Consider the following 26,458-nt stretch of genomic DNA (forward strand, 5'->3'; position numbering starts at 1 on the left):
TCAGGTCGACCAGGCAGACCGCGCGCTCCTTGCCCGAGCGGGCGGCGAGCGTGTGGGCGATCTCGATGGCGATGGTCGTCGCGCCCGACCCGCCGACGGCGCCCGTGACGCCCCAGCAGCGCGAGTTGATCTCGGCGCCGGGCGCCGGCGCGGGCTGCGCCTCGGCGATCAGGCTGGCGACCGCGGCAGCGAGCTGGTCGGGCGTGTAGGGCGCCTCCAGGATGTCGGACGCGGGCAGGCGCAGGATGTTGCGGACCAGCCCCGCCGGCAGGGTCTCGCCCGCCAGCAGCACGGGCGGCGGCGACCTGAGCGCCGAGAGCGACTTCACCGCCTGGGCAAGCTGGCCTGCGTCCCAGGCGTCGGCGTCGATCAGCACCAGGTCCCAGGCGCCCTGCGGAAGGCCCTCGAGCTGGGTCACCGCCCCCTGTTCGATCGCCGCGCCGGCCAGCGGGCCGTCGGCGGCGCCGGAAACGCCGGCGCCCAGGGCCAGGATACGCCGGCCGCGGATCAGGTTCAGAGGCGCCATCAACGGCCCTCCTCGGGGGTCAGCGGGCGATCGAGCGCCTTGCCGCCGAAGATCAGGTCCGCGGCCCTGGGCTCCTTGCCGGGCGGGGCCTGCATGGCCGCCGCCTTCGCCTTGTCGGCCGCCGTCGTGTAGCGCGGGGTGACGATGACGATGAGTTCGGTGTCGGCCTGCTTCCAGCGGCTGGATCGCAGCAGGGCGCCGAGGACGGGCACGTTGCCGATGCCCGGCACCTGGCGCATCGAGTTGGCGTACTCGCGCTGGAACAGGCCCCCGATCGAGAGCGCTTCGTTGTCGCGCAGCTCCACCGTGGTCTTGGTCTGACGGATGATCAGGCCGGGCACGGTGAAGCCCAGGATCCTCAGCGAGTTCGTGAAGTCGAGCTGGCTGACCTTGGGCTCCACCTCCAGGCGGATCAGGCCGTTGTCCTGCACGAAGGGCGTGAAGGTCAGCTCGACGCCGTACTTGCGGAACTCGAGGCTGAGCACGTTGTCGCGCTGCGGCACCGGATAGGGATATTCGCCGCCGGCGTGGAACGTGGCCTTCTGTCCCGAGATGGCGACGAGGTTCGGCCGGGCCAGCGTGCGGATGACGCCCTTCTCCTCCAGCGCCACCAGGCTGTTGTCGATCGAGATGTTCCCTACGCCGCCGAACAACTGGAAGACGCCGGCCGGCGCGCTCTGGCCGATCAGGCCGTTGCCGGTGGCGAAGTTGAACGAGTTGTTGGTGAGCTGGTTGGTGAAGCCGATGTCCTGCAGCGCCGAGCGGGTGGCCTCCAGCACGCGGACTTCCAGGACCACCTGCTGGGCGTCGCGGACCGACAGGCGCGAGATCACCGCCTCAGGGGCGTACTTCCCGGCGATCTGCTCGGCGCGGGCCTGCACCCCCGAGTTCGAGACCTCCCCGACCAGCATCAGCGACTCGCCCAGGTTCCGGACCTGGATGGGTTCGTTCGGATAGGCGTTGGTCAGGTCGTGCTGCAGGCTGGCCGCGTCGTAGCCCACGCGGATGTCGATGACTTCCATGAGCCGGCCGCCCGGGCCGTAGACCAGCATGTTGGTCGAGCCGAACTCCATGCCCTGGACGTAGAAGCTGGAGTCGCCGGTGGCGGTGACCTTGGCGATCTCGGGCTGGGCGATGACGATCTTCGCCGCCGGCTGCGACAGGCGATAGGACAGCGACTTGTCGCGCGGCACGTAGACCGTGCGGCGCAGCGCCGCTTCGCTGGCGAGCGTCTGGGCCTGGGCGGATGCGGCCGGCGCCGCGGCGGCGATCACGACGACCACGCCGACGAGGGCCGTGACCAGGGTGCGGAAGAACTGGGACATGGGACGCGTCCGCCTAGCTGAGCGCGTCGGCGGCGTTGGCCTGCGGCAGCACCGGCTTCGGAACCGGCGGCGCCGCGGCCTTGCGGGACGACGCGCCCCGCTCGCGCTTGGACGGCGCGCCTTCGACGATGAGGATGCCGTAGCTGACGGCCGGGCCGCGGTAGGCGGTGCGCACCGCGCCGGTCCTGGCCCCGCCCGACAGGAAGTCGGCCGTGCGCATCGGCCGGGCCGACGCGACCGTCGCTTCGCCGTTGCGGCGCAGCGCCAGCGACAGCGTGCCGAGCGTCGCGGCGATCGACAGCTTCTGCGAGTCCTCCACCGAGACTTCGATGGTGGCGGTGTTCGGACTGGCGGGCTTGTCCGACGTCGGGTCGGCGTTGAGGTCGATGCCGAGGACGCGGGCGTTCTGCACGACGACGTAGGAGATGTAGTTCCGCGTCGGACCGTCCGGCGTCAGGTCGCGCATCAGCACCACGTCGACGCGGTCGCCGGGCAGCGCGTGGCCGCCGACGCCGGTGGCGTCGTCGACCTTCACGGCGTAGGCGCGCTTGCCCTCCTCCAGTTCGGCCGCGACGGTCGGCCGCGCGCCCGGGCCCGAGAGCTTGGTCGGCAGCAGCGCCTCGCGCTGGGCGATGGGGGTGAGCGCGACCGGCGGGGCGCCATGGTCGGCCTGCAGGGCCTGGTCGACGGTGGCGAACGAGCCCGTCGGGACGGCGTTCTGCGGAACCTTGATGACCGCCAGCATGCCGGCTTCCAGTTTCTCGCCGTACTTGATGGCCCGCGAAGCCACGACGATGGGCTGGCCGGTCTGCTCCAGGCGCGGCGCGACGCTCTTCGCCGAGGCCGCGTTCGGCAGGGCGATCTTGGCGACGAAGAGGGCGCCGAGGCCCAGGACCGCGGAGGCCCCCAGGCTTGCGATGGTTACGAGACGCATGACGTCACCCGACCGACTTTTCTTGTGTTCTCTCGGGCAGTTAACGATGCGCGCCTTGCAATATCGCCAACGAACGAGGTGAACGCCCCGGCAATCAGTCTGAAGACCGGCGCTATGCGCTGGTGTTTTCCTCGGGCGAGCGGCTAGGTTCGGGCCTCAACGAGAGATGCGAACGGGAGGCCGCAAATGAAGGTGCGCAGGCTGGGGAATTCGGGGCTCAAGGTCAGCGTGGTCGGCCTCGGCTGCAACAACTTCGGAATGCGGATCGACGAGGCCCAGACGCAGGTCGTGGTGGACGCCGCGATCGACGCCGGCATCACCCTCTTCGACACCGCCGACATCTATGGCGGGACCAGGTCGGAAGAGTTCCTCGGCAAGGCCCTGGGCAAGCGGCGGCACGACATCGTGCTGGCCACCAAGTTCGGCATGCGCGTGGGCGGCGACCCGAAGAAGCAGGGCGGCTCGCGCAAGTGGATCATGCAGGCGGTCGAGGACAGCCTGACGCGCCTGGGCACCGACTACATCGACCTCTACCAGCACCACCAGCCCGACACCGACACGCCGGTGGACGAGACGCTGCGGGCGCTGGACGACCTCGTGACCCAGGGCAAGGTCCGCTACCTCGGCAACTCCAACTATGCAGGCTGGCAGATCGCCGACGCCGACTGGACCGCCGCCGGCGGGACCCGTTTCGTCTCGGCGCAGAACCAGTATTCGCTGCTGGAGCGGGCCGTGGAGGGCGAGGTGCTGCCGGCGTGCGAGCACTTCGGGCTGGGCTTCCTGCCGTTCTTCCCGCTGGGCTCGGGGCTGCTGTCGGGCAAGTACCGGCGCGGCGAGGCGCCGCCCGAAGGCACCCGGCTGGCGGCCTGGGGCGCGCGCGGCCAGCAGGCGATGAGCGACGCGAACTTCGACAAGGTCGAGGCGTTGGAGAGGTGGGCCGCCGAGCGTGGCCACACGATCCTGGAACTCGCCTTCGCCTGGCTGCTGGGGCACGAGGCGGTGAGTTCGGTGATCGCCGGCGCGACCTCCGCCGAACAGATCGCCGCCAACGCCGCGACGGCCGCCTGGGAACTCACGCCGGAAGATGTGGATGAGGTCGGCAAGCTGATCGCCTAGCCTCCCGCTCATCCCCGCGCATGCGGGGATCCAGACTTGCCTTCCGCAGGGGCCATGGGCTGCTAGGGAGCAGGCAAGGACAGTCCACATCCCCGCATTCGCGGGGATGAGCGGGGTTGGTAGATGTACGATCTTCTCAAGGGCCTCCGGGTCGTCGAAGCCTCCGCGTTCGTGGCCGGGCCGACGTGCGGGCTCTACCTGGCGCAGATGGGCGCGGAGGTGATCCGGATCGACACCGTGGGCGGCGGGCCGGACTTCCGCCGCTGGCCGCTCGCGGAGAACGGATCGAGCCTCTACTGGGAAGGCCTGAACAAGGCCAAGAAGTCGGTGGCGATCGACCTCGCCCGGCCTGAGGGGCGCGAACTGGCGCAACGGCTGGCGGCGGCGCCGGGCGACGACGGCGGGCTCTTCGTCACCAACTTCCCGGTCGAGGGTTTCCTCTCGTACGAGACGCTGAAGAAGCTGCGCGACGACCTGATCTGCGTGCGCGTCATGGGCTGGGCCGATGGCTCGCAGGGCATGGACTACACCATCAACTCGGCGCTGGGCCTGCCGCTGATGACCGGGCCCCAGGGCGACGAGCGGCCGGTCAACCACGTCCTTGCCGCCTGGGACCTGCTGACCGGCGCCTACTGCGCGTTCGGCCTCGTCTCGGCGCTGCTGGCGCGGATGCGCGGTCAGGGCGGGCGCGAGATCCGCGCGCCGCTCAGCGACATCGGCGCGGCCACCATGGCCAACCTCGGCTTCACCGCCGAGACCCTGCTGACCGGCCAGCAGCGGCCACGGATGGGCAACGACGTGTTCGGCGCCTTCGGCCGCGACTTCACGACCAGGGACGGCGAGAAGCTGATGCTGCTCTGCATCACGCCGAAGCAGTGGAGCAAGGCGCTGGACGTGCTGGGCATCGCCGCCGAGGCGGCCGCCGTCGAGGCCGAGCTGGGCGTCTCGTTCGCCAAGGACGAAGGCCTGCGCTTCACCCACCGCGACCGGCTCTACCCGCTGTTCGAGCGCGCCTTCTCGGCCAGGACGGCGGCCGAGTTGGCGCCCGCCTTCGACGCCGGCGGCGTCACCTGGGGCAGCTACCAGACGCTGGACGCGGCGCTCTCCGACACCCGGCTCTACAGGGACAATCCGCTGTTCGAGGCGGTGACGCATCCCAGCGGCCTGACCTACGACGCGCCCGGCGCCATGGGCACGATCCCGCAGGATGCGCGGGGGCCGGTCACGCCCGCGCCGAAGCTGGGCCAGCACACCGACGAGGTGCTGAGCGCGGTGCTGGGGTTGTCGGGCGGCGAGATCGCCAGGCTGCACGACGCGGGGGTGGTCGCGGGAGCCTAACCGCCCCCAACGAACGTCATGGCCGGGCTTGTCCCGGCCATGACGTTCAAAGGCGGGGCGTTCAGTCCAGGATCTTCCCGGGATTGAGGATGCCCTTGGGGTCGAGGGCGACCTTCAGGGTCTTCATCAGGGCGATCTCGCCCTCGTTCCGCGACATCGGCAGGTAGGCCTTCTTGTGCAGGCCGATGCCGTGTTCGGCGCTGACCGAGCCGCCGATGGCCTTCAGCGGGCCGTAGACGATCTCCTCGACCGCCTTCTTGGTCTCTGGCCCCTTCTCGCCGGTCCAGACGAGGACGTGCAGGTTGCCGTCGCCGAGGTGGCCGAAGACGTAGTTGTCGACCTTGGGCCAGCGGGCGCGGAGGTTGGCGTCGATCTCGGCGACGTATGCCGGCATGTCGGCGATGCGCAGGCTGACGTCGAAGGTGACGGCGGGGCCGTTGCGGTTCACCTGGCCCACGTCGTCGCGCAGCGCCCACATCCTGGCGCGCTCGCCCTGGCTCTTGGCGATGACCGCGTCGACGATCAGCCCGTCCTCCAGCGCCCGCCCCAGAACGCGCTCGAACCGCTCGGCGTCGGCGGCCTCGTCGCCGCCCAGGCTCTCGACCAGCACGTAGTAGGGATAGCCGCGGGCCAGCGGCGGGGTCCCCCTGGCCGGCTCGGTGGTGACGAGGTCGTAGAAGGCCGGCCACATCACCTCGAAGGCCGAGAGGCTGCCGCCGAGCCCGCTCTCCAGCGTCCGCAGCAGCCGCGGGATCGAGTCGAAGTCCTCGGTGGCGACATAGGCGGTGTTCTGGCTGATCGGCGCACTGCGCAGCCGCAGCACGGCGCGGGTGACCACGCCCAGCGTGCCTTCCGAGCCGATGAAGAGCTGCTTCAGGTCGTAGCCGGTGTTGTTCTTCATGAGGCGGTTCATCGACGTGACGACCGTCCCGTCGGCGAGCACCGCCTCCAGCCCCAGCACCATGTCGCGCATCATACCGTAGCGGACCACGCGGTTGCCGCCCGCGTTCGTGGAGATGTTGCCGCCGATGGTGGCCGAGCCGCGGGCGCCGAGGTCGAGCGGGAGCAGCAGGCCCTGTGCTTCCGCCGCCTCGCAGGCGACCTGCAGGATGCAGCCGGCCTGCACGGTCATGGTGGCGGAGGCGACGTCGATCTCCTCGATGGCGTTCATCTTCTCCAGGCTGAGCGCGATCGCGCCATCGGCGGTGGCGCCGCCGGCAAGGCCGGTCTTGCCGCCCCAGGGGACGACCGGAACGCCCAGGCCATGGGCGATCTTCAGGACTGCCGAGACCTGCTCGGTGGTCTTCGGACAGACGACGGCCACGGGCGTCCCCAGCCGCATCCACGCGCCCTGCGCCCGCTCGAGCGCGGCGTCGCCGGTGAACACGGCATCGGGGCCCAGCGCCTTGGTCAGCGCCTCGGCAAGCGGATCGCGGGCAAGAGTCTCGGACATGGGCCGAGCTTACGCCCCGCTCACTCCGCCGCCAATCGGGCGAGCACGGTTCCTTCGCTGACCTGCGCGCCCAGCTCGGCGGACAGCTCCTCGACCTTGCCGTCGAAGGGCGCGGCCAGCGCGTGCTCCATCTTCATCGCTTCGAGGACGAGCAGCGGCTGGCCCTTGGTCACGGTGTCGCCGGCCTTGACCGAGAGCTGGGTGACCTTGCCCGGCATAGGCGCGCGAATGGCGCCGTCGCCGCCGCTCCCGCCGTCGGCGTCGGCGGCCGGCGGATGGTCGCGGAAGACGAAGGCGTCGCCGCCCTCGAACACCACGACCGCCTCGTCGCTCTCCACATGGATGAAGCGCGACGGCTCGGCCGGCATGTCGGCTTCGACCGCCTGGGCGCCGTAGAACAGCCGGGTGGTCTCGATCGGCGGGGCATTGAGGCGGAAGCCCTTGAGGTCGACCCACGGGGTCGTCTCAGGCTCGCGGTTCTCCACCCGCTCGCGGAAGGCCCAGCCGGCGGTGGCGAGCGCCTCGGCCGAGGGCTCGGCCGGCGCGGTCAGGGTTTCGAGGTCGCGGCCGATCAGGCCGGTGTCGACGCTGCCGGCGATGAAGTCCGGCGTCTCCAGGCAGCGGACCAGGAAGGCGGCGTTGGTCTTCACCGGCCAGACCTCGACATCGGCGCAGGCCTCGGCCAGGTCGGCGATCGCCTGGTCGCGGGTCGGCGCGTGGCTGATCAGCTTGGCGATCATCGGGTCGTAGAAGGGCGTGATCCGGTCGCCCTCGTCGACGCCGCTATCGGCGCGGACGTTGGTGGGCAGGCTGAAGCTCTCCAGCTTGCCGATCGAGGGCAGGAAGCCCGTGGCCGGGTTCTCGGCGTAGAGGCGCGCCTCGACGGCGTGGCCGTTGAGCCCAATGTCCTTCTGCTTCAGCGGCAGCGCCTCGCCCGAGGCGACGCGGAACTGCCACTCCACCAGGTCGAGGCCGGTGACCATCTCGGTGACCGGGTGTTCCACCTGGAGGCGGGTGTTCATCTCCATGAACCAGATGCGGTCGCCCTTCAGGCCGGCGGAAGCGTCGGCGATGAACTCGACCGTGCCGGCGCCGACGTAGCCCACCGCCTTGGCGGCCTTCACGGCGGCTTCGGTGACGGCCTTGCGGGCCGCATCGCTCATGCCGGGCGCTGGGGCCTCCTCGATCACCTTCTGGTGGCGGCGCTGCAGCGAGCAGTCGCGCTCGTAGAGGTGGACGACGTTGCCCTTGCTGTCGCCGAACACCTGCACCTCGATGTGGCGCGGGCGGGTGACGTAGGTCTCGAGCAGCACGCGGTCGTCGCTGAAGCTGGCCTTGGCCTCGCGCTGGCAGGAGGCGAGCGCGGCGTCGAACGCCTCGGCGCTCTCGACCAGCCGCATGCCCTTGCCGCCGCCGCCGGCCACGGCCTTGATCAGCACCGGGTAGCCGATGGTCTCGGCCTCCTTCTTCAGGCGTGCGGGCGACTGGTCTTCGCCAAGGTAGCCGGGCGTCACCGGCACGCCGGCCTTTTGCATCAGGTCCTTGGCGGCGTCCTTCAGGCCCATGGCGCGGATGGCGCCCGGCGGCGGGCCGATCCAGATCAGGCCCGCGGCCACGACGGCTTCCGCGAACTCGGCGTTCTCGGAGAGGAAGCCGTAGCCCGGGTGGATGGCTTCGGCGCCGGCGGCCTTGGCGGCGGCGATGACGCGGTCGCCCTTCAGGTAGCTCTCGCGGGCGGCGGCGGGCCCGATCAGCACCGCCTTGTCGGCGTCGCGCACGTGGGCGGCGTCGCGGTCGGCCTCGGAGAAGACGGCGACGGTCTCGATGCCTAGGCGGCGCGCGGTGGCGAAGACCCGGCGGGCGATCTCGCCGCGATTGGCGACCAGGACGGACCTAAACATCAGACGCCTCGCGCGCCGTAGGCGCAGTCATTTGGAACCACGAAGGACACCAAGAGCACCAAGTCGCTTGGTGGCCTTGGTGTGCTTCGTGGTGAATTGAATGGCGCTGGCGCGCCGAGAAGTTCGCCATGCGCTGCCTCACATCCGGAACACGCCGAAGCGCGTCTCGGGGATGGGGGCGTTCAGGGACGCGGAAATGGAGAGGCCGAGCACGTCGCGCGTCTGGGCGGGGTCGATGACGCCGTCGTCCCACAGCCGCGCGGTGGCGAAGTAGGGGTTGCCCTCGTCCTCGTAGCGCTGGCGGACAGGCGCCTTGAAGGCCTCCTCCTCGTCCTTGCTCCACTTGTCGGCGTCGCGGTGGACGGTGGCCAGGACCGAGGCGGCCTGCTCGCCGCCCATCACGCTGATGCGGCTGTTGGGCCAGGTCCAGAGGAAGCGCGGGGAGTAGGCGCGGCCGCACATGCCGTAATTGCCGGCGCCGAACGAGCCGCCGATCAGGACGGTGAACTTCGGGACCTCGGCGGAGGCGACGGCGGTGACGAGCTTGGCGCCGTCCTTGGCGATGCCGCCGGCCTCGTAGCGGCCGCCGACCATGAAGCCGGAGATGTTCTGCAGGAACACCAGCGGGATCTTCCGCTTGCAGGCGAGCTCGATGAAATGCGCGCCCTTCAGCGCGCTCTCCGAGAAGAGGACGCCGTTGTTGGCCAGGATCGCGACCGGATAGCCCCAGATACGGGCGAAGCCGCAGACGAGGGTTGTCCCGTAGAGCGCCTTGAACTCGTCGAAACGGCTGCCGTCGACCACCCGGGCGATCACCTCGCGCACGTCGTAGGGCGCGCGGACGTCCTGGGGCACGACGCCGTAGAGTTCGGCGGGGTCGTAGGCCGGCGGCTCGGGCTCCTCCAGGTGCAGCTCGTGCGTCTTGGTGGTGTTCAGGTTGGCGACGATGCGGCGGACGATGGTGAGCGCGTGCTCGTCGTTCTCGGCCACGTGGTCGACCACGCCCGAGCGGCGGCCGTGGGTTTCGGCGCCGCCCAGCTCTTCCGCGCTGATGATCTCGCCGGTGGCGGCCTTCACCAGCGGGGGGCCGCCCAGGAAGATGGTGCCCTGGTTGCGGACGATCACGGTCTCGTCGCTCATCGCCGGGACGTAGGCGCCGCCGGCGGTGCAGGAGCCCATGACGCAGGCGATCTGGGCGATGCCCTCGCCGCTCATCCGCGCCTGGTTGAAGAAGATGCGGCCGAAGTGCTCCCGGTCGGGGAAGACCTCGGCCTGGTGCGGCAGGTTCGCGCCGCCCGAGTCCACCAGGTAGACGCAGGGCAGGCGGTTCTGGAGCGCGATCTCCTGCGCGCGCAGGTGCTTCTTCACCGTGATCGGGAAGTAGGCGCCGCCCTTCACCGTCGCGTCGTTGGCGACGATCATCACCTCGCGGCCCGAGACGCGGCCGATGCCGGTGATGACGCCGGCGCCGGGCGCCTCGTCGTCGTACATGCCGTTGGCCGCCAGGCCGCCCACTTCGAGGAACGGCGCGCCGGGATCGAGCAGGCGCATCACCCGGTCGCGGGGAAGCAGCTTGCCGCGGCTGACGTGGCGCTCGCGGCTCTGGGCCGAGCCGCCGAGCGCGGCGGTGGCCGAGCGGTCGCGCAACTCCTCGGTCAGGGCGCGGTTGACCGCTGCGTTGGCGGCGAAGGCCGCAGAGGCGGGATCGACCGCCGAAGTCAGCTTCCTCATGGCGCCGAGTTACGCCGTGTTTTCGAGAACGAGGTCAAGTTCTGCGATCATGGCGTGCCGCATGGCATACTTTTGCACCTTTCCGGTGACGGTCGTGGGGAAACCGTCCACAAACTTTATGTATCGTGGAATCTTGTAGTGGGCGATCTGGCCGCGGCAGAACTCGCGTACCGCGTCCGCCTCCAGCGCCTCGCCGGGCTTGATCACCACCCAGGCGCAGAGCTCCTCGCCGAACCTCTGGTCGGGCACGCCGATCACCTGCACGTCCTGGATCGCCGGATGGCGATAGAGGAACTCCTCGATCTCGCGCGGATAGATGTTCTCGCCGCCGCGGATGACCATGTCCTTGATGCGGCCGGTGATGTTGCAGTAGCCCTCGTCGTCGATGACCCCGATGTCGCCGGTGTGCATCCAGCCCGCTGCGTCGATGGCCTCGGGGGTCCGCTCGGGGTCGTCCCAGTAGCCGAGCATCACCGAGTAGCCGCGGGTGCAGAGCTCGCCCGGCTGGCCGCGTGGCGTGATGCGGCCCTCGGCGTCGACGATCTTCACCTCCAGGTGCGGCTGGATGCGGCCGACCGTCGAGACGCGACGCTCCAGGCTGTCGTCGCAGGACGACTGGAAGCTGACGGGCGAGGTCTCGGTCATGCCGTAGGCGATGGTGACCTGCGGCATGTGCATCCGGTCGATCACCTGCTTCATCACCTCGGTCGGGCAGGGCGAGCCGGCCATGCAGCCGGTGCGGAGCGACGACAGATCGAAGGCGGCGAAGTCGGGGTGGGCCAGGGTGGCGATGAACATCGTGGGCACGCCGTAGAGCGCCTGGCACTGCTCCTCCGAGACCGCCTGCAACACCGCCAGCGGGTCGAACGCCTCGGCCGGATAGACCATGGTCGCGCCGTGGGTGATGCAGCCCAGGTTGCCCATCACCATGCCGAAGCAGTGGTAGAGCGGCACCGGGATGCACAGGCGGTCGCCGGCCGTCAGCCGCATCGCCTCGGCGACGAAGTGACCGTTGTTCAGGATGTTGTGGTGGCTGAGGGTGGCGCCCTTCGGAAAGCCGGTGGTGCCGCTGGTGAACTGGATGTTGATCGGGTCGTCGAACTGGAGCGTCGGTCCGATGTCGGCGAGCGCGGCGCGGTCGGCGCGCTTGGCGGTGCCTGCGATGTGTGGGAACGACTGGCAGCCGCGGTGCGGATCGTCGCCGATGGTTATGACGGTCTCGACGCTCGGCAGCTTGCCCGCCTCGCGCAACTGCCGGACCATCGCCAGGTACTCGCTGGTCTTGTGGCGCACGGCGATGACGAGGGCTCTGCAGCCTACCTTGTTGATCGCGTACTCGGCCTCCGCGAGCCGGTAGGCGGGATTGATGTTGACCAGCACGACGCCGGCCTTGGCGGTGGCGAACTGCGTGATCGCCCACTCGGCGCAGTTCGGGGCCCAGACGCCGAGCCGGTCGCCGCGCTCCAGCCCCAGCGCGATCAGCCCGGCGGCGAAGGCGTCGACCTGTTCCCTGAGCTGGGCGTAGGTCCAGCGGACCCCCTGATGGCGCGAGATCAGCGCGAGCGTGTCCGGATACCTGGCGCAGGCGTCGTCGAAGGCCGCTCCGATCGTGCAGCCGATCAGGGGGTTCGCGCTGGCCCCATGGACGTAGCTCAACTCCGCCACCGTCCGCCTCCCTCGTGTTTTCGGCATCGTGGCTTCGAGATGCTCACGTGTCATCTGCCGAAAGCGCGATGCTCGATCGGCGGCTCGAGAATGGTCCACGAACCACCCTCTGCGAGCCCGCCGCGCCCGGATCGGATGAACATTGTGTCTGGTCTAGGCTCACCCAGGGTCGGCGTGGCAGAGAGGCGTTCGTCATGAGCGAGACCTTTCCCGAGATCCGCGAAGCCGTCCGCAAGCTGTGCGCGCGCTTCCCCGGCAGCTACTGGCGCGAGCTGGATCGTGAGCGGGCCTATCCGACGGCGTTCGTCCAGGCGCTGACCGAGGCGGGCTTCCTGTCGGTGCTGATCCCGGAGGAGTACGGCGGCTCGGGCCTGGGGCTCGCGGCGGCGACGGCGGTGCTGGAAGAGATCCATCGCAGCGGCTGCAACGGCGGCGCCTGCCACGCGCAGATGTACACGATGGGCACCGTGCTGCGGCACGGGACGCCGGCGCAGAAGGAGGCCTATCTTCCGAAGATCGCGACGGGCGAACTGCGTCTGCAGGCCTTCGGGGTGACCGAACCGGACGCCGGGACGGACACCACCCGCATCACCACCTTCGCGAAGAAGGTCGGCGACAGGTACGTCGTCAACGGCCGCAAGCTGTGGATCAGCCGCGCCGAGCATTCCGACCTGATGGTGCTGCTCTGCCGCACCAGCCCGCGCGACGAGGCCAGGACCTCGGCCGGCATGAGCGTGCTGCTGGTCGACATGCAGAAGGCCAAGGGGAACGGGCTCACGATCACGCCCGTCCGCACGATGCTGAACCACGCCACGACCGAACTCCTGTTCGAGGACCTGGAGGTGCCCGCCGAGAACCTGGTCGGCGAGGAGGGCAAGGGCTTCAGATACATCCTGGACGGCATGAACGCCGAGCGGATCCTGATCGCCTCGGAGTGTATCGGCGACGCCAGGTTCTTCATCGACCGCGCCAGCCAGTATGCGAAGGACCGCGTCGTCTTCGGCCGCCCGATCGGCGAGAACCAGGGCGTGCAGTTCCCGCTGGCCCGGGCCTACGTGCAGATGACGGCCGCCAGCCTGATGGTCGACAAGGCCGCCGAGCTGTTCGAGGCCGGCCAGCCCTGCGGCACGGAGGCCAACATGGCCAAGCTCACCGCGTCGGAGGCGAGCTGGTACGCCGCGGACATGTGCCTGCAGACCCACGGCGGCTTCGGCTTCGCGGAGGAGTACGACATCGAGCGCAAGTTCCGCGAGACCCGGCTCTACCAGGTGGCGCCGATCTCCACGAACCTGATCCTCAGCCACGTGGCCACCCACGTGCTGGGACAACCCAAGAGCTTCTGACGCGTCAGCGTCCCAAGATTCAACCGCGGAAAACGCGGAATGACGCGGAAAGTATGCTGGACTCCTTCCGCGCTATTCCGCGTTTTCCGCGGTTCCTAATGACAGCGCCTGCGGCGCGCAGGGGGTGATGCGATGGCCTATCAGACGATCAAGGTGACCGAGCCCGAGGCCGGGATCACCGTCATCACCTTCGCGCGGCCCGAGGTGGCGAACGCGCTCTCGACGGCGATGGGGCGCGAACTGCTCGACATCTGGAGCAGGCTGCGGAGCGACACGGACCTGCGGGTGGTGATCCTGGAGGGCGAGGGCAGGCACTTCCAGGCCGGCGCGGACCTCAAGGAACGCAACGGCATGACCGACGAGGCGTGGGCCGAGCAGCATCGGCTGTTCGAGGCCATGATCCGCGCCCAGCTCGCCTGCCCGGTCCCGATCATCGCCGCGGTGCAGGGGGCGGCCATGGGCGGCGGATGCGAGATGAGCCTCGCCTGCGACTTCACCTACGCCGCCGAGGGCGCGCGGTTCGGCCTGCCGGAAGCGGGGCTGGGCATCATGCCGGGCCTGGGCGGGACGCAGCTCCTGACCCGCGCCGTGGGTCCGCGCCGGGCGCTGGAAATCATGACGACCGCGGCGCCGTTCACGGCCGAGAAGGCGCTGGAGTGGGGCCTGGTCAGCGCGGTGGTTCCGGCCGACGCCCTGATGGAGACGGTGCGGGGCGTGGCGCGGCAGATCGCCAGCCGCGCGCCGCTGTCGGTGCGCGGCCTGAAACGGGTGGTGCATGGCGGCCAGGACCTGGACCTGAAGCACGCCATGGATCTCGAGCTGACGGTCTACAACCACCTCTTCACGACGGCCGACCGGCGCGAAGGCGTGGCCAGCTTCAACGACAAGCGCACCCCGGTGTTCGAAGGCCGGTAGCCGCGCTAGGCTCCTCGCAGACGGTCGAGGGGAGGACGCCATGATCCGGCGCGGGATGCCCTACCTGGAGTATCGCACCGAGCCGGCGAGCCCGGAGACCGGGCAGCTCGAACGCGAGGGCTACGCGATCCTGCGCGGCCTGCTGTCGCCCGACGAGGTGGCCGAACTGCGCGACGAGATCGGCGCGATCTTCGAACGCGATCCGCCCGACGAGCGCGGAAACCGTCCGTTCGAGGACGCGCAGATGTTCCGCTACGCCATGCTAAACCGCAGCCCGGCGGCGCAGCGGGCGGTGGCGAACCCGAAGCTGCTGGCGGTGATCGAGCCCCTGCTGGGCGAGGACTGCCACGTCATCGCCAACACCGCCTGGCGCAATCCGGCCGGCCAACCGGGCAGCCACGGCGGCCAGAACTGGCACGTCGACGCGGGCCCGCACATCCCGCTTCCCGACGGCGCGGCCTGGCCGGCGGACATTCCCCACCCGGTGTTCGCGGTCGGCGTGCATGTCTACCTGCAGGACTGCACGCTGGAGGACGGACCGACCGGCGTACTGCCGGGCAGCCACCTTTCGGGCAAGCCGCCCCCGCGCGGCCGGCATCTGGACGACACGCTCACCTATGAGGGCCGCGAGGTCGTGCCGTTCGTGGTCGAGGCGGGCGACGCGGGCTTCTTCGTCTCCGACGTCTGGCATCGCCGGATGCCCACCACGCCTGGCGCCGACGCGGGCCGGTTCTTCCTGCAGGTCCACTACGGCCGCCGCGACATCGCCCAGCGGATTCTGACGACCGCGCACACGAACCACCTGTCGCCCGAGGCTGTCGCGCGGGCCGAGGCCGGCAGCGAGCGCGATCGCCGCGTGGTCGGCCTGCACACGCCCTTCTTCTACGACGGCTGATTGGGCGGCGGCAGGGATGGCGGGGACTCGCGACAGCGCATAGCTTCGCCGCATGAAGATGCCTGCGCCAGACGACGCGACGATCGCCCGCAAGGGCGAGATCGTGCGGGCGTTGCGCCGCATCGTGCCGGGCGAGGGTGTCGTGTCGGAGCCGCCGGCGCTGGTCCCGTTCGAGAGCGACGGGCTGTCGGCCTATCGCCAGCAACCGCTCGCGGTCGTGCTGCCGGAGACGACGGCGCAGGTGTCCGACGTCCTTCGCTGGTGCCAGGCCAACGGCGTGAAGGTGGTGCCGCGCGGGGCCGGCACCTCGCTGTCGGGCGGCGCGCTGCCGCTGGCCGACGGCGTCGTCCTGGGGCTCTCGAAGTTCAATCGCGTGCTGGAGGTGGACTACGCCAACCGCTGCGCCGTCGTGCAGCCGGGGGTGACCAACCTCGGGATCACCGCGGCGGTCGAGGCGCAGGGCTTCTACTACGCGCCCGATCCCAGCAGCCAGATCGCCTGCACCATCGGCGGCAACGTGGCCGAGAACTCCGGCGGCGTGCATTGCCTGAAGTACGGGCTGACGACCAACAACCTGCTGGGCTGCGAACTCGTGCTGATGAGCGGCGAGGTCGTGCGGCTGGGCGGCAAGGCGATGGACGCCGACGGCTACGACCTGCTGGGGCTGGTGACGGGGTCCGAGGGACTGCTGGGCGTGGTCACCGAGGTGACCGTGCGCATCCTGCCGAAGCCGCAGACGGCCAAGGCGCTGTTGCTGGGGTTCCCGTCGGTGGAGGCGGCGGGCGCGTGCGTCGGCGACATCATCGCGGCGGGCGTGATCCCGGCGGGCCTGGAGATGATGGACAACCCTGCGATCCGGGCGGCGGAGGCGTTCGTGGGCGCGGGCTATCCGGTGGACGCCGCGGCGCTGCTGATCTGCGAGCTGGACGGGCCCGAGGCCGAGTGCGCCGAGCTGACCGGCCATGTCCGGGCCCTGGCCGCCGAGCGCGGCGCCGACTTCGTGAAGGTGTCGCAGAGCGAGGCCGAGCGGCTGTCGTTCTGGGCAGGCCGCAAGGCCGCCTTCCCGGCGGTGGGCCGGATCGCGCCCGACTACTACTGCATGGACGGCACCATCCCGCGCGGGAAGCTGCCGCAGGTGCTCGCCCGCATCTACGAACTCGCGCGCGAGTACGGCCTGGGCGTGGCCAACGTCTTCCACGCCGGCGACGGCAACCTGCATCCGCTGATCCTCTATGACGCCGACCGGCCGGGCGAGCTGGAGCGGGCCGAGGCCTTCGGGTCCGACATACTGAAGCTGTGCGTGGCGGTCGGCGGCGTTCTGACCGGCGAGCATGGCGTGGGCGTCGAGAAGCGCGACCTGATGGGCGAGATGTTCGATCCCACCGACCTCGCCTGCCAGCAGCGGGTGAAGTGCGCCTTCGACCCCGGCCTGCTGCTCAACCCCGGCAAGGTGTTCCCGACCCTGCACCGCTGCGCCGAACTCGGCCGCATGCATGTCCACAGGGGCAAGCTGGCCTTTCCCGAGCTGCCGCGGTTCTGATGCTGGACGAGGCGCTCAAGACCCTGAAGCCGGCGTCGCCCGACGAGGTGCAGGAGATCGTCGCCGAGGCCGGGGCCGCGGCCCGCAGCGTGGCCGTGATCGGCTCGGGCACCAAGCGGTCGATCGGCGGCATGGACCGGGTCGATGCGCTGCTCTCGACCGCGCGGCTCGACCGGATCGTCGACTATGCGCCGGACGAACTCACGCTGACCGCGCAGCCCGGTGTGCAGATCGCCGACCTCGAGCGGCTGGTCGCGGGCAAGGGCCAGATGCTGGCGTTCGAACCGCCGAAGTGGACGCGGCTGCTGGGGGTGCGCGGCGAGCCGACGCTGGGCGGGGTGCTTTCGGCGAACCTGTCGGGACCGCGGCGCATCCGGGTCGGCGCGGCGCGCGACCACTTCCTGGGTTTCGAGGCCGTGTCGGGCCGCGGCGAGGCGTTCAAGGCCGGCGGCCGCGTCGTGAAGAACGTCACCGGCTACGACCTGATGAAGCTGATCGCCGGATCGTGGGGGACGCTGGCGGTGCTGACGCAGGCGACGATCAAGGTGCTGCCGGCGCCGAGGACGGAGACGACGCTGCTGCTCTTCGGCCTGCCGGACGTCCGGGCCAGCGAGGTGATGACGACGGCGCTCAACGGGCCCTACGAGGTCTCGGGCGCGGCGCACCTGCCGTCGTTCGCCGCCAGGGCGCGCCCGCTCAAGGCGGAGATGCCGGTGACGGCGCTGCGGCTGGAGGGCTTCGAGGCCTCGGTCGCGGCGCGGGCCGAGGCGCTCTACGGCGTGCTGAGGAGTTTCGGCCGCATCGACGAGCTCAGCGCCGCGCACAGCGGCGACTTCTGGGCCCAGATCCGGGAAGTCGAGGCCTTCGCGGGCGATCCGCGGCCGCTCTGGCGGCTCTCGCTGCCGCCCGCCTCGGGCTGGAAGGGGCCGCACGGCCTGCCGGGCGACGCGCTCTACGACTGGGGCGGCGGCCAGGCGTGGCTGCTGAGCGACGAGCCGGCGACGAAGGTGCGCGGCGTCGTCCGGGGTCTGGGCGGACATGCGCTCAGGCTGCGGGGCGGAGAGGCGTTCGGGCCGCGGACGGGCGCGCTGGGCGAGTTGGAGGCGCGGGTGAAGGCGGCGTTCGATCCGCTCGGCGTGCTGAACCCGGGCCGGATGGAGGGCGGAGAATGAGGACCGCCTTCACGCCCGAACAACTCGCCGACCCGAAGACCGCCGCCTCGGCCGCCGCCATCCGCAAGTGCGTCCATTGCGGTTTCTGCACCGCGACCTGCCCGACCTACGTCCTGCTGGGCGACGAGCGCGACAGTCCGCGCGGCCGGATCGAGCTGATCCGCGAGATGCTGGAGCGCGGCGGGCCGCCGGCGCCGAGCACGGTGACGCACGTCGACCGCTGCCTCTCGTGCCTCGCCTGCACCACGACCTGCCCGTCGGGCGTCGACTACGCGCAGTTGATCGACCATGCCCGCGCGCACATCGAGACGCACTACCGGCGGCCCTGGTTCGAGCGGACGCTGCGGTCGCTGATCCCGGCGATCCTGACCGACCGGCGGCGGCTTCGGCTCGCGCTGTTCGCCGGCCGGCTGGCGCGTCCGCTGGGCCCGCTGTTCGAGCGGCTGAAGCTGCCGCAGCTCGCCGCGCTGCTGCGCCTCGTGCCGCCGCCTGCGCCGACGCCGCGGGTGGCGCGGGAAGCGCGCGGCCGGGCCAGGGGCCGCGTCGTCCTGCTGCAGGGCTGTGTGGAGCCCGCGATGGCGCCGCAGATCCGCGCCGCGGCGATCCGGCTGATCACGCGGGCCGGCTACGAGGTCGTGCTGGCCGAAGGCGAGGGCTGCTGCGGGGCGATCTCCGAGCACCTGGGCCGGGCCGAGGAAGTCCGGGGCATGGCGCAGACCAACCTCGACGCGTGGGCCCGCGCCGGAAAGATCGATGCGATCGTCACCACGGCCGCGGGGTGCGGCACGGCGCTGAAGGCCTACGGCCGCCTGCTGGGCCCGCCCGGGGAGACGGCCGCCGCGCGGGCGAAGGACGTGCTGGAATTCATCGCCGAGGTGGGCCTGCCCGAGGTGGTGAAGATCCGCCGGCCCAGCGTCGCCTACCACGCCGCCTGCTCGCTGCAGCACGGCCAGCAGGTCAAGGCCCCGCCGCCGCGCCTGCTGGCCGAGGCGGGCTACGAGGTGCGGACGGTCCCCGAGGGGCATCTCTGCTGCGGCTCGGCCGGCGTCTACAACATCCTGCAGAGCGAGCTCGCGACGCAGCTACGCGACCGCAAGGCCGCCAACATCAGGTCCACCGAGGCCACGGTGCTGGCGGCGGGCAACATCGGCTGCATGGCGCAGCTCTCGCCGGTCCTGGACATGCCCGTCGTGCATCCGGTGGAGCTGCTGGACTGGGCGACCGGCGGGCCGATGCCCGCCGCCATCGCGCCGGGCGCGCTGCGGGCTTCCGCGTAGGCCTTCGTCCCGTTCGGACCCGCCCTACGCCTCGACCGTCTCCGGTGCCTGCACGAAGCCCGGCCAGGTCGACATGTACTTCACGAAGGCGGGCCCCAGCCCCTCGTTGCGGAGGTATTCGGCGGTCACCGGAAGCGGCGTGGGCGTGAAGGCCGCGTCGCGCGACCGTTCGGGGAAGTCGTGGTGCAAGATGGCCGCGCGGCCGATCAGGACGTAGTCAGCGCCCTTCTCCAGCATTTCCGAGGCGATGGCCGGGGACGTGATCTTGCCGGCGACGCCCAGGCGCACCTGGCCGCGCTCCAGAGCGGTGAACCAGCTCATCAGGGTCCGACCCTGGAATTCCTCCTCGACCGGCTCCTTCATGACGTCCCAGAGGCTCATGTCGAGGTAGTCGATCTTCCCGTCGCTGAGGATCGCCTGGGTGGTCTCCAGGATCTCGCCCAGCTTCAGGCCGAACCGTTCGGGTGACAGGCGCAGGCCGAGCTGGAAGTCGGGACGGACGCGGGCGCGCACGCCGTCGATGATCTCGCGCACGATGCGGGCGCGGTTCTCGACCGAGCCGCCATAGCGGTCCTCGCGGCGGTTCAGTTCGGGCGAAAGGAACTGGGCCAGGATGTAGCCGTGCGCGCCGTGGATCTCGACGCCGTCGAACCCGGCCTTCTCGGAGCGGACGGCGGCGGCGACGAAGTCCTCGACCAGTTGCTCGACCTCGCCGAGCGACAGCCCGCGGGCGCCGGTCTCGGGATCGTCGGACGGGCAGACCGGCGTCCCGACCAGGTCCTTCGGCGAACGGTTGCCGGCGTGGTGCATCTGGAGCGCCGAGACGCTGCCGTTCGCCTTGATGGCGGCGGCCAGGCGGGCGAGGCCGGCCAGGTGCTGGTCGCCGAAGACGCCGAGCTGGCCAGGGAAGCCCTGGCCCACGGCCTGCACGTGCGCGGCGCAGGTCATGGTCAGGCCGAAGCCGCCCTCCGCCCGCTTGGTCAGCCACCTGAATTCGTCGTCCGACAGGACGCCGTCGGGATGGCTCTGCGAGTTGGTGAGCGGCGCCAGCATGAAGCGGTTCTTCATGACCGGGCCGCCGTGGGCGAAGGACATGGGCGAGAAGAGGTCAGCCAAGACGAGGCCTCCGGGAATGTGTTCGAGCCACGGTTAGCCGCCTTCCGCGGGGTCGCGCAAACCAGCGTTTCTGCAAGGCGGTTGAGCGCTTGCCGGGGCCATGGGGACACCCCGCCGCAGGTTCAAGCACCCCCGGCGGCGAGGAAGATCGGGCCGCCGATCACATCGAACCGGCCGACCTCGACAAGGCGGACCGCCGTCAACTGCATGACCGGCGGCGTGCCGTCGACCTCGCCGAGCCGGGAGCCCTGCGGCACCGAGAGGCGCGGGCGGGCCTCGGGCGGAAGGCTGCGGATCGCGCGACCGATCTCCTGGCCCCTGGCGTGGAACGGCAGCGGCTCGGCCAACTCGGCCAGCGGGTTCACGTAGAGGCCGACCAGCACCGCCTGGCGCGGCCCGCGCACCATGGCGAAGGCGCCGTGCGTGTGGCTGGCCCGCAGCATGTTGCGCCAGTGGCCGGGACTCTTCCTCCACTGGTCCATGAAGTGCCGGGCGCCGACCGGCGAGCCGGGACCCGAGTGGTAGCCGATGTTCTCGGACGGGGAGCCGATGACGCGCCGGCTGAGCAGCCAGAAGCGATGGCTGGGATCGAATCCCTCGGGCGAGAGGTGCTCGACGTAGCCGCGCCGCGCGAGGTCCCCGGCGTGGGCGCGGGCGGCCTTCTCGAGGTCGTCGTGCCAGGCGAGCGCCGGTGCGCCCGCGGCCGTGCGTGCGGCGTTGGAGAGGACGAGCGCCTCGCGCGCCGCCGCGTCGTCGAAGCGGCCGCCGCCGGCGTCGGCGATGCGGTCGCGCAGCCGGCCCTCGTAGGCGGACCAGGCCGCGGCGTCGGACGCCGGCGGGGCGGCGTCGCGGATCGCCTCGGCGGCCGCGGGCGCGGCGACGGCGGCGAGGGCCGTGGCGAGCGCCGTGCGGCGGCTGGGGCGGCTCACCTGGCAGGCATCCGGGCGATCCATTCGCGGATCAGCTTCAGGCCTTCGTCGTGGGTCAGGGCGCGGCCGAGTTCGGGCATCATCACGCCGGGTTCGGTGGAGGCCATGCGATAGACGAGGATCGACTCGTCCGGGTGGCCCGGCGACAGGCCGACCTTGAGGTTCCCGGCGCCGCGGCCGGCGGCGACCGGCCCCTTGCCGACGCCGAGCTGGGCGGGCCGCGTCTCCTCCAGGTTCAGGAACAGGCCCGAGTTGGAGGCCACGGCGCGCGGGTTGTGACAGTGGGCGCAATTGGCGTCGAGGTAGGCGCGGGCGCGGGCCTCCAGCGGTTCGGCCGGGTCGTCCCAGCGGGCCGTGCGCGGCGCCTGGGCCGGCGCCGGCGCTCCGGTCAGCAGGCCCAGACGGCTCCAGTGGGCGAGCTGGTTCTCCGCGCCGCCGGCGTAGGGATAGTCGCCGTTGAGGTTGCGCGCCTTGGGACCGATGGGCTCCAGCGTCCTGTCGAGCTGGTGGCACTCCTTGCACTGGTTCTGGTTCGGGACGGCGTAGTCGACGTGGACCGCCTTGCCCGCCGCGTCGGTGAAGCCGACCTCGAGGCGGGTCCCGGCGCGCTTGAGGACGGCCTCGGTCTGGGCGGCGTTCCAGACGTAGGCGAGGGCCGTCCAGCCGGCTTCCTTGCGGATCAGCAGGCGGGTCTCGAGATAGCGGACCTTCTCGTCCGGCCGGCGAAAGTCGGCGGGGTAGGCGAAGGTCTTCACCAGCGTCGCGCCGACGGGGAAGTCCAGCACGCCGTCGGCGCGGTACGCGGCGGCCTTGCCCGGCGGCAGGTAGAGCATCCGGAACTTCTCGGCATAGTCCGAGAACAGCGGCGTGTTCAGCGCGTAGGGCGTCAGGCCCCGGTTCGGCTTGCGGCCGGCCGCATCGGTGAAGAGCCGGTAGTCGGCCAACTTCGGCGCAGGGGTCTCGGCGAGCAGCGTCTCCAGCGAAACGGCCGGCGGGGCAGGCGCGGCGCCCAGGCACGCGATGGCGGCGAGACTCGCGAACAGGCGGCGCATCAGGCTCCGAGGTCGGCCTGGGGCTTCGGGAGCACGACGGCCTTGGGCTCGGCGAGCTGGACGTCGCCGATGGTCTTGGCGATGACCGGCCTGGCCTTCTCCACCTCGCCCGGCGCGGGCAGGTTGAGGTTGAGGATCGGTCCGTCGGTGATCTTCACCTTCACGGTGTCGGCGATGCCGGGAAAGGCGGTGACGCCGTCCCACATGATCGGGGGCACGTTGCCGCCCAGCATGGCCTTGACGATGTCGCCGCCCTTGAACTGCGGATCCCAGGCGTTCCGGCCGATCCTGTTGTCGCGCACGACCACGTCGCGCAGCAGCGGATTGTAGGTCTTGTCGTCGAACTTCTGTGTGTAGGCGACCAACATGACGGCGGCGCTCTTGTTGCCGTCGATGACGTTCTCGAACACGTGTACGTCGCGGTTGGCCATGATCATGATGCCGGTGCCGGTGGGCACTCCGGCCACGATGTTGCCCTTCGGCGCGAAGTTCTGGGTGTCGTTGTCGACCACCCGATTGCGGAACACCCGGTGCGAGTGGCCGCCCATCACCGGCAGGTTCGGCAGGTCGAAGACCAGGATGCCGCCGGCGTTGTGGGTGGCGACGTTGTCGAACACGTCGGCGTTCATCGAGTTTTCGATCTCGATGCCGGCGACGTTGAACTCGGCGCGGCTGCGCTTCACCACGATGTTCCGGGACTGGCCGACGTAGATGCCGGCATCGGAGGCGCCCTTTACGACCACCTGGTCGATCAGCACGTTCGAGGACGAGACCGGATAGACGCCGTAGGCGCCGTTGGTCTCCTTCGGGCCGCCGGTCCATTCGACCCGGACGTTGAGGAAGCTGATCTGATCCGAGCCCTTGGACTTGATGCCGTCGCCCTTGGTGTCCTCGACGGCGAAGTCGCGGACGGTGACCTTGTCGGAGGTGATGAGCAGGCCCTCGCCCGCGCCCTTCTGGCCCTTGAACGACAGCACCGTCCTGTCGGCCCCGGCGCCCTTCACCGTGACGTTGTCGACGTCGAGCGAGAGCCCGTCGGTCAGGTCGTAGCGGCCGGCGGCGAGCTCAACCACGTCACCCGGCCGGGCGTCGAGCAGCGCGGTCTGGATGCGCTCCTGCGCGTCGGGGCCGGGCGTCACGGCGAGCGTCCTGGCGTTCGCGGCGGCGGTGAGCGCCGAGGCGGCGAAGAGCGCGAGGGCGAAGCGGATCATGAGTGCCTCCCACAGGGTCCTGACGCCCCGTTCAACTTCGGAAGCCTGCCGTTGTTCACAAGGGTCACGCAACCCCTAAGCTCCGGCGCATGGAACCGAAGATCGTGCGTGTGGGTCCAGGCGACGAGGCCCTGCTGGACCGGGTGGCCCCGGACGTTTTCGACGAGGCCGTGAATCCCGCCTTCCTGGCCGCCTACCTGGCCGAGCGCAGGCACATGATGGTGCTGGCGGTGCGCGACGGGGTCGTGGTCGGCCAGACCCGCGGGATGGTCCACCTGTCGCCCGACCAGCCGCCGGAACTCTATGTCGACAACATGGGGGTCACGCCCGCCCTCTGGCGGCGCGGCATCGGCGGGCGGTTGCTGGACGAGCTGATGACGTGGGGCCACGAGCAGGGCTGCGCGTATGCGTGGCTCGGGACGGAACTCGACAACATCGAGGCTCGCGGCCTCTACGAGAGCCGTCGGTTCAAGGGGACCGAGATGGTGGTCTATGAGCTGGACACGGCGGACTGAGCGCCTCCCCACGGCATGACGACAGGGCTCAGTTGGCCGCCGCGTAGGCGTCGATCCCCGCGACGTGCTCCGCCACTCTGTCCGGGGGCAGGAACGAGCCGGTGAAGCTGTTCTTGGCCAGTGTGACGAGGTCGGCCTTCGTCAGGCCCAGCGCCTCGGTGATCCGGGTGTAGTTCTCGCCCACGTAGCCGCCGAAGTAGGCCGGGTCGTCGGAGTTGACGGTGGGCTTCAGGCCCCGGTCGAGCATCGTCTTCAGCGGGTGCAGCCTGAGGTCGCTGACGCCGCAGAGCTTGAGGTTGGAAAGCGGACAGACGGTCAGCGTCATGCCCTCGGCGGCCAGGCGCTTCACCAGCGCGGGGTCCTCCAGGGCGCGGTTGCCGTGGTCGATGCGGTCGACCTTGAGCAGGTCCAGCGCCTCCCAGACGTACTCGGGCGGGCCCTCCTCGCCGGCGTGGGCGACGCGCTTCAGGCCGCGCTCGCCGGCGGCGGCGAAGACGCGCGCGAACTTCGAGGGCGGATGGCCGACCTCGGAGGAGTCGAGGCCGACGCCCGCGATCCGGTCGAGGTAGGGCTCAGCGGCCTTCAGGGTCGCGAAGGCGGCGTCCTCGTCGAGGTGGCGCAGGAAGCAGAGGATGAGGCTGGACGTGATCCCGAGGTCGCGCCCGGCCTCGGCCATCCCGGCCAGCAACCCGTCGGCGACGACGCCGAAGGGTACGCCGCGATCCGTGTGCGTCTGCGGGTCGAAGAAGAGCTCGACGTGGCGCGTCCCGTCGGCGGCGACGCGGCGGAAGTAGTCCATCGCCATGTCGCGGAAATCCTGCTCGGTCAGCAGCACTTGGGCGCCCTGGTAGTAGATGTCGAGGAAGTCCTGGAGGTTGGAGAAGGCGTAGGCGGCGCGCACCTCCTCCACGCTCCTGAACGGGATCGCCACCTTGTTGCGGCGGGAGAGCTCGAACATCAGCTCGGGCTCGAGGCTGCCCTCGATGTGCAGGTGCAGTTCGGCCTTGGGCAGGCCGCGGATGAAGGCGGAGAGGTCGGTCATCGGAAGGTGGTCGCGCCTCGGGCCGTCGGGGTCAAGGCGGCGGACCGCTCAGGGCTTGCGGAAGCGCAGCATGAACTGGTCGGTGGCGCCGCGGACCTTCGGGTCGAACACCTGCGCCGTCCCGGGATCGGCGGGGTTGGCGAGCGCGGCGCTCTCGCCGTCGAAGCGGAAGCCGGCGGCCTCGACCTCGCGGCGGACCTCAGCCGGGTCGATGCGGTGCAGGCGGTCGGGCGCGCCTTCGGCCGCCGGCCCGCGGTGGTCGACGATCACGTAGCGACCGCCCGGCTTCAGGGCGTGGAACACCGCTGCGTTGAAGGCGGCCGCCGCGCCCGGCTGGGCGTAGCGGGTGTGCAGGTCGTGGTAGTTCTGCGCGGTGAACACGAGGTCCAGAGGTTCGGGCGCGGCGAAGGCGGCGGTGGCGCCGGTGAGCACGGTCACGTTCTTGAGGGGCGCGGCGGCGGCGTTGGCCCGGGCGTCGGCGAGGTGGCGCGGCAGCAGCTTCACGATCTCGTCCGGCGGGTACGCGTAGACCCGGCCCTTCGCGCCGACGGCGGGCGAGAGCAGGCGGGTGAAGTAGCCGCCGCCCGGTGTGTATTCCGCGACCTTCCAGCCGGGTTTCACCTCAGCGAAGGCCAGGGTCTCCGCGGGTTTTCGGCCCCGGTCGCGGGCGCGGTCGTCGTCGGTGCGGCCCGGCGCATCGAGAAGGGGCGCGGTCAGGATCGAGGCCACGGCGGCGAAGAGCGCGATGAGCGTCATGATGTCCTCCCGCCGGTGAGACGTTCCAGGCTAGCCGGTTTCGACAGGCGCGCTTAGGCTCGGTTCCGCAACTTGGGGGCGTGCGTGGCGAGCGTAGAGGCGGGGACGGCGGAGCAGAAGCTCGCCGCGGCGCACAAGGCGCTGCTCGAGACCCGCGGCCTGCAGTTCGACTTCGCCGGCGCGAAGGTCGACGCGCCCGCGAGACTGCCGCAGTGGCTGCTGGACTTCTTCGAGGCCTCCGGGCCGGTGCTGGTCCCGGTCTTCTGGGGCGGGGTGATCGCGGGCGGCCTGCTGATCCTCTACTTCATCCTGCGCGAGACGGTTCCCGAGAGCTGGCTGCGCGGCAAGCGCACCGTGACGGCCACGACCGACTGGCGGCCCGAGCCCGAAAAGGCCAGGGCGCTCCTAGACGACGCCGACACCCTTGCCGCGGCCGGGCGGTTCGAGGAGGCGATCCACATGCTCCTCTACCGTTCGATCGACGACCTCGTGGCCCGTCGGCCCGGCCATGTGCGACCGGCGCTCACCAGCCGCGACCTCGCCGCGTTGTCCGTGCTGCCGCCCTCCGCGCGCGAGGCCTTCGCGCGGCTGGCGCAGGCGGTCGAGCGGACGTTCTTCGGCGGCCGCGCGGCCGGCGCCGACGAGTTCGGCGCGGCGCGGGCGGACTACGAGGCCTTCGCCTTCGCCGAGGGCTGGCGATGAGCGC

The 26,458-nt window shown here is 70.7% G+C and carries 23 protein-coding genes; 10 read left to right on the forward strand and 13 right to left on the reverse strand.

Annotated elements, in window-relative coordinates:
- The 3 genes from JNL41_RS05110 to cpaB form a co-directional block, all read right to left on the reverse strand.
- Nucleotides 1-526: hypothetical protein (locus JNL41_RS05110; protein ID WP_293473194.1), on the reverse strand; the 526-nt coding region annotated here is incomplete at its 3' end.
- Nucleotides 526-1,851 (reverse strand): type II and III secretion system protein family protein, encoded by a 1,326-nt coding sequence (locus JNL41_RS05115; protein ID WP_293473195.1) that lies wholly within the window; start codon nucleotides 1,849-1,851, stop codon nucleotides 526-528. The genes JNL41_RS05110 and JNL41_RS05115, both read right to left, overlap by 1 nt.
- A gap of 13 nt (nucleotides 1,852-1,864) precedes the next feature.
- Complete coding sequence (gene cpaB, locus JNL41_RS05120; protein ID WP_293473196.1) at nucleotides 1,865-2,785, reverse strand: Flp pilus assembly protein CpaB; 921 nt, start codon at nucleotides 2,783-2,785, stop codon at nucleotides 1,865-1,867.
- 186 nt (nucleotides 2,786-2,971) lie between these two features.
- On the opposite strand from cpaB, the gene JNL41_RS05125 reads away from it, so the two are divergent.
- Nucleotides 2,972-3,901, forward strand: coding sequence for an aldo/keto reductase (locus JNL41_RS05125; protein WP_293473197.1), 930 nt, complete (start codon nucleotides 2,972-2,974; stop codon nucleotides 3,899-3,901).
- A gap of 123 nt (nucleotides 3,902-4,024) precedes the next feature.
- Nucleotides 4,025-5,239 (forward strand): CoA transferase, encoded by a 1,215-nt coding sequence (locus tag JNL41_RS05130; protein WP_293473198.1) that lies wholly within the window; start codon nucleotides 4,025-4,027, stop codon nucleotides 5,237-5,239.
- A gap of 61 nt (nucleotides 5,240-5,300) precedes the next feature.
- Here the strand turns inward: JNL41_RS05130 and JNL41_RS05135 are convergent, their stop codons facing one another.
- The 4 genes from JNL41_RS05135 to JNL41_RS05150 form a co-directional block, all read right to left on the reverse strand.
- Nucleotides 5,301-6,692, reverse strand: a complete 1,392-nt coding sequence (locus tag JNL41_RS05135) for an FAD-binding oxidoreductase (RefSeq protein ID WP_293473199.1) — start codon at nucleotides 6,690-6,692, stop codon at nucleotides 5,301-5,303.
- Nucleotides 6,693-6,712: 20 nt separating this feature from the next.
- A complete protein-coding gene (locus tag JNL41_RS05140) occupies nucleotides 6,713-8,593 on the reverse strand; it encodes a biotin carboxylase N-terminal domain-containing protein (protein WP_293473200.1) in 1,881 nt (626 codons plus the stop codon).
- Nucleotides 8,594-8,731: 138 nt separating this feature from the next.
- Nucleotides 8,732-10,324: a carboxyl transferase domain-containing protein gene (locus JNL41_RS05145; protein ID WP_293473201.1), complete on the reverse strand. Its 1,593-nt coding sequence runs from the start codon at nucleotides 10,322-10,324 to the stop codon at nucleotides 8,732-8,734.
- A 9-nt stretch (nucleotides 10,325-10,333) separates the two neighbouring features.
- Entirely contained in the window at nucleotides 10,334-11,989 is a 1,656-nt protein-coding gene (locus JNL41_RS05150) for an AMP-binding protein (RefSeq protein ID WP_293473202.1), read from the reverse strand.
- A gap of 194 nt (nucleotides 11,990-12,183) precedes the next feature.
- Here JNL41_RS05150 and JNL41_RS05155 point away from each other — a divergent pair, with 194 nt between their 5' ends.
- The 6 genes from JNL41_RS05155 (at nucleotide 12,184) to glcF (ending at nucleotide 19,131) form a co-directional block, all read left to right on the forward strand.
- Nucleotides 12,184-13,332 carry an acyl-CoA dehydrogenase family protein gene (locus JNL41_RS05155; protein ID WP_293473203.1) on the forward strand — a complete coding sequence of 383 codons (1,149 nt, stop codon included), beginning with the start codon at nucleotides 12,184-12,186 and terminating at the stop codon, nucleotides 13,330-13,332.
- Between the two features lie 132 nt (nucleotides 13,333-13,464).
- A complete protein-coding gene (locus JNL41_RS05160; RefSeq protein ID WP_293473204.1) occupies nucleotides 13,465-14,247 on the forward strand; it encodes an enoyl-CoA hydratase-related protein in 783 nt (260 codons plus the stop codon).
- Between the two features lie 40 nt (nucleotides 14,248-14,287).
- Nucleotides 14,288-15,142, forward strand: coding sequence for a phytanoyl-CoA dioxygenase family protein (locus tag JNL41_RS05165; protein WP_293473205.1), 855 nt, complete (start codon nucleotides 14,288-14,290; stop codon nucleotides 15,140-15,142).
- Between the two features lie 52 nt (nucleotides 15,143-15,194).
- On the forward strand, nucleotides 15,195-16,682 hold the full coding sequence (locus JNL41_RS05170) for an FAD-linked oxidase C-terminal domain-containing protein (protein ID WP_293473206.1): 1,488 nt from the start codon (nucleotides 15,195-15,197) through the stop codon (nucleotides 16,680-16,682).
- Nucleotides 16,682-17,854 carry an FAD-binding protein gene (locus JNL41_RS05175; RefSeq protein WP_293473207.1) on the forward strand — a complete coding sequence of 391 codons (1,173 nt, stop codon included), beginning with the start codon at nucleotides 16,682-16,684 and terminating at the stop codon, nucleotides 17,852-17,854. The genes JNL41_RS05170 and JNL41_RS05175 overlap by 1 nt, the downstream gene beginning before the upstream one ends.
- Nucleotides 17,851-19,131, forward strand: a complete 1,281-nt coding sequence (glcF, locus tag JNL41_RS05180; RefSeq protein WP_293473208.1) for a glycolate oxidase subunit GlcF — start codon at nucleotides 17,851-17,853, stop codon at nucleotides 19,129-19,131. The genes JNL41_RS05175 and glcF overlap by 4 nt, the downstream gene beginning before the upstream one ends.
- A gap of 24 nt (nucleotides 19,132-19,155) precedes the next feature.
- Here glcF and JNL41_RS05185 read toward each other — a convergent pair whose 3' ends face one another.
- The 4 genes from JNL41_RS05185 to JNL41_RS05200 all read right to left on the reverse strand — a co-directional run bounded on the left by JNL41_RS05185 (nucleotide 19,156) and on the right by JNL41_RS05200 (nucleotide 23,439).
- Nucleotides 19,156-20,247, reverse strand: coding sequence for an NADH:flavin oxidoreductase (locus JNL41_RS05185; RefSeq protein WP_293473209.1), 1,092 nt, complete (start codon nucleotides 20,245-20,247; stop codon nucleotides 19,156-19,158).
- Between the two features lie 122 nt (nucleotides 20,248-20,369).
- Complete coding sequence (locus tag JNL41_RS05190; protein ID WP_293473210.1) at nucleotides 20,370-21,176, reverse strand: CAP domain-containing protein; 807 nt, start codon at nucleotides 21,174-21,176, stop codon at nucleotides 20,370-20,372.
- Entirely contained in the window at nucleotides 21,173-22,228 is a 1,056-nt protein-coding gene (locus tag JNL41_RS05195; protein ID WP_293473211.1) for an SO2930 family diheme c-type cytochrome, read from the reverse strand. The genes JNL41_RS05190 and JNL41_RS05195 overlap by 4 nt, the downstream gene beginning before the upstream one ends.
- Nucleotides 22,228-23,439, reverse strand: a complete 1,212-nt coding sequence (locus tag JNL41_RS05200; RefSeq protein WP_293473212.1) for a parallel beta-helix domain-containing protein — start codon at nucleotides 23,437-23,439, stop codon at nucleotides 22,228-22,230. The genes JNL41_RS05195 and JNL41_RS05200 overlap by 1 nt, the downstream gene beginning before the upstream one ends.
- Nucleotides 23,440-23,528: 89 nt before the next feature.
- On the opposite strand from JNL41_RS05200, the gene JNL41_RS05205 reads away from it, so the two are divergent.
- Entirely contained in the window at nucleotides 23,529-23,954 is a 426-nt protein-coding gene (locus JNL41_RS05205; RefSeq protein WP_293473213.1) for a GNAT family N-acetyltransferase, read from the forward strand.
- A gap of 28 nt (nucleotides 23,955-23,982) precedes the next feature.
- Here JNL41_RS05205 and JNL41_RS05210 read toward each other — a convergent pair whose 3' ends face one another.
- Both JNL41_RS05210 and JNL41_RS05215 read right to left on the reverse strand, forming a co-directional pair.
- Complete coding sequence (locus JNL41_RS05210; protein WP_293473214.1) at nucleotides 23,983-24,996, reverse strand: adenosine deaminase; 1,014 nt, start codon at nucleotides 24,994-24,996, stop codon at nucleotides 23,983-23,985.
- Nucleotides 24,997-25,044: 48 nt separating this feature from the next.
- Nucleotides 25,045-25,752 (reverse strand): methyltransferase, encoded by a 708-nt coding sequence (locus JNL41_RS05215; protein WP_293473215.1) that lies wholly within the window; start codon nucleotides 25,750-25,752, stop codon nucleotides 25,045-25,047.
- Nucleotides 25,753-25,836: 84 nt separating this feature from the next.
- On the opposite strand from JNL41_RS05215, the gene JNL41_RS05220 reads away from it, so the two are divergent.
- Nucleotides 25,837-26,454, forward strand: a complete 618-nt coding sequence (locus JNL41_RS05220; protein ID WP_293473216.1) for a DUF4129 domain-containing protein — start codon at nucleotides 25,837-25,839, stop codon at nucleotides 26,452-26,454.
- The last annotated feature ends 4 nt before the right edge of the window (nucleotides 26,455-26,458 follow it).

It is taken from the genome of Phenylobacterium sp., from assembly GCF_016793285.1.
Lineage (GTDB): Bacteria > Pseudomonadota > Alphaproteobacteria > Caulobacterales > Caulobacteraceae > Phenylobacterium.

What these genes read in the sequence shown, in the direction of transcription:
- JNL41_RS05115 (WP_293473195.1), bottom strand. Translation starts at nt 1,851, where the DNA reads ATGTCCCAGTTCTTCCGCACCCTGGTCACGGCCCTCGTCGGCGTGGTC.
- cpaB (WP_293473196.1), bottom strand. Translation starts at nt 2,785, where the DNA reads ATGCGTCTCGTAACCATCGCAAGCCTGGGGGCCTCCGCGGTCCTGGGC.
- JNL41_RS05125 (WP_293473197.1), top strand. Translation starts at nt 2,972, where the DNA reads ATGAAGGTGCGCAGGCTGGGGAATTCGGGGCTCAAGGTCAGCGTGGTC.
- JNL41_RS05130 (WP_293473198.1), top strand. Translation starts at nt 4,025, where the DNA reads ATGTACGATCTTCTCAAGGGCCTCCGGGTCGTCGAAGCCTCCGCGTTC.
- JNL41_RS05135 (WP_293473199.1), bottom strand. Translation starts at nt 6,692, where the DNA reads ATGTCCGAGACTCTTGCCCGCGATCCGCTTGCCGAGGCGCTGACCAAG.
- JNL41_RS05140 (WP_293473200.1), bottom strand. Translation starts at nt 8,593, where the DNA reads ATGTTTAGGTCCGTCCTGGTCGCCAATCGCGGCGAGATCGCCCGCCGG.
- JNL41_RS05145 (WP_293473201.1), bottom strand. Translation starts at nt 10,324, where the DNA reads ATGAGGAAGCTGACTTCGGCGGTCGATCCCGCCTCTGCGGCCTTCGCC.
- JNL41_RS05155 (WP_293473203.1), top strand. Translation starts at nt 12,184, where the DNA reads ATGAGCGAGACCTTTCCCGAGATCCGCGAAGCCGTCCGCAAGCTGTGC.
- JNL41_RS05160 (WP_293473204.1), top strand. Translation starts at nt 13,465, where the DNA reads ATGGCCTATCAGACGATCAAGGTGACCGAGCCCGAGGCCGGGATCACC.
- JNL41_RS05165 (WP_293473205.1), top strand. Translation starts at nt 14,288, where the DNA reads ATGATCCGGCGCGGGATGCCCTACCTGGAGTATCGCACCGAGCCGGCG.
- JNL41_RS05170 (WP_293473206.1), top strand. Translation starts at nt 15,195, where the DNA reads ATGAAGATGCCTGCGCCAGACGACGCGACGATCGCCCGCAAGGGCGAG.
- JNL41_RS05175 (WP_293473207.1), top strand. Translation starts at nt 16,682, where the DNA reads ATGCTGGACGAGGCGCTCAAGACCCTGAAGCCGGCGTCGCCCGACGAG.
- glcF (WP_293473208.1), top strand. Translation starts at nt 17,851, where the DNA reads ATGAGGACCGCCTTCACGCCCGAACAACTCGCCGACCCGAAGACCGCC.
- JNL41_RS05195 (WP_293473211.1), bottom strand. Translation starts at nt 22,228, where the DNA reads ATGCGCCGCCTGTTCGCGAGTCTCGCCGCCATCGCGTGCCTGGGCGCC.
- JNL41_RS05200 (WP_293473212.1), bottom strand. Translation starts at nt 23,439, where the DNA reads ATGATCCGCTTCGCCCTCGCGCTCTTCGCCGCCTCGGCGCTCACCGCC.
- JNL41_RS05205 (WP_293473213.1), top strand. Translation starts at nt 23,529, where the DNA reads ATGGAACCGAAGATCGTGCGTGTGGGTCCAGGCGACGAGGCCCTGCTG.
- JNL41_RS05210 (WP_293473214.1), bottom strand. Translation starts at nt 24,996, where the DNA reads ATGACCGACCTCTCCGCCTTCATCCGCGGCCTGCCCAAGGCCGAACTG.
- JNL41_RS05215 (WP_293473215.1), bottom strand. Translation starts at nt 25,752, where the DNA reads ATGACGCTCATCGCGCTCTTCGCCGCCGTGGCCTCGATCCTGACCGCG.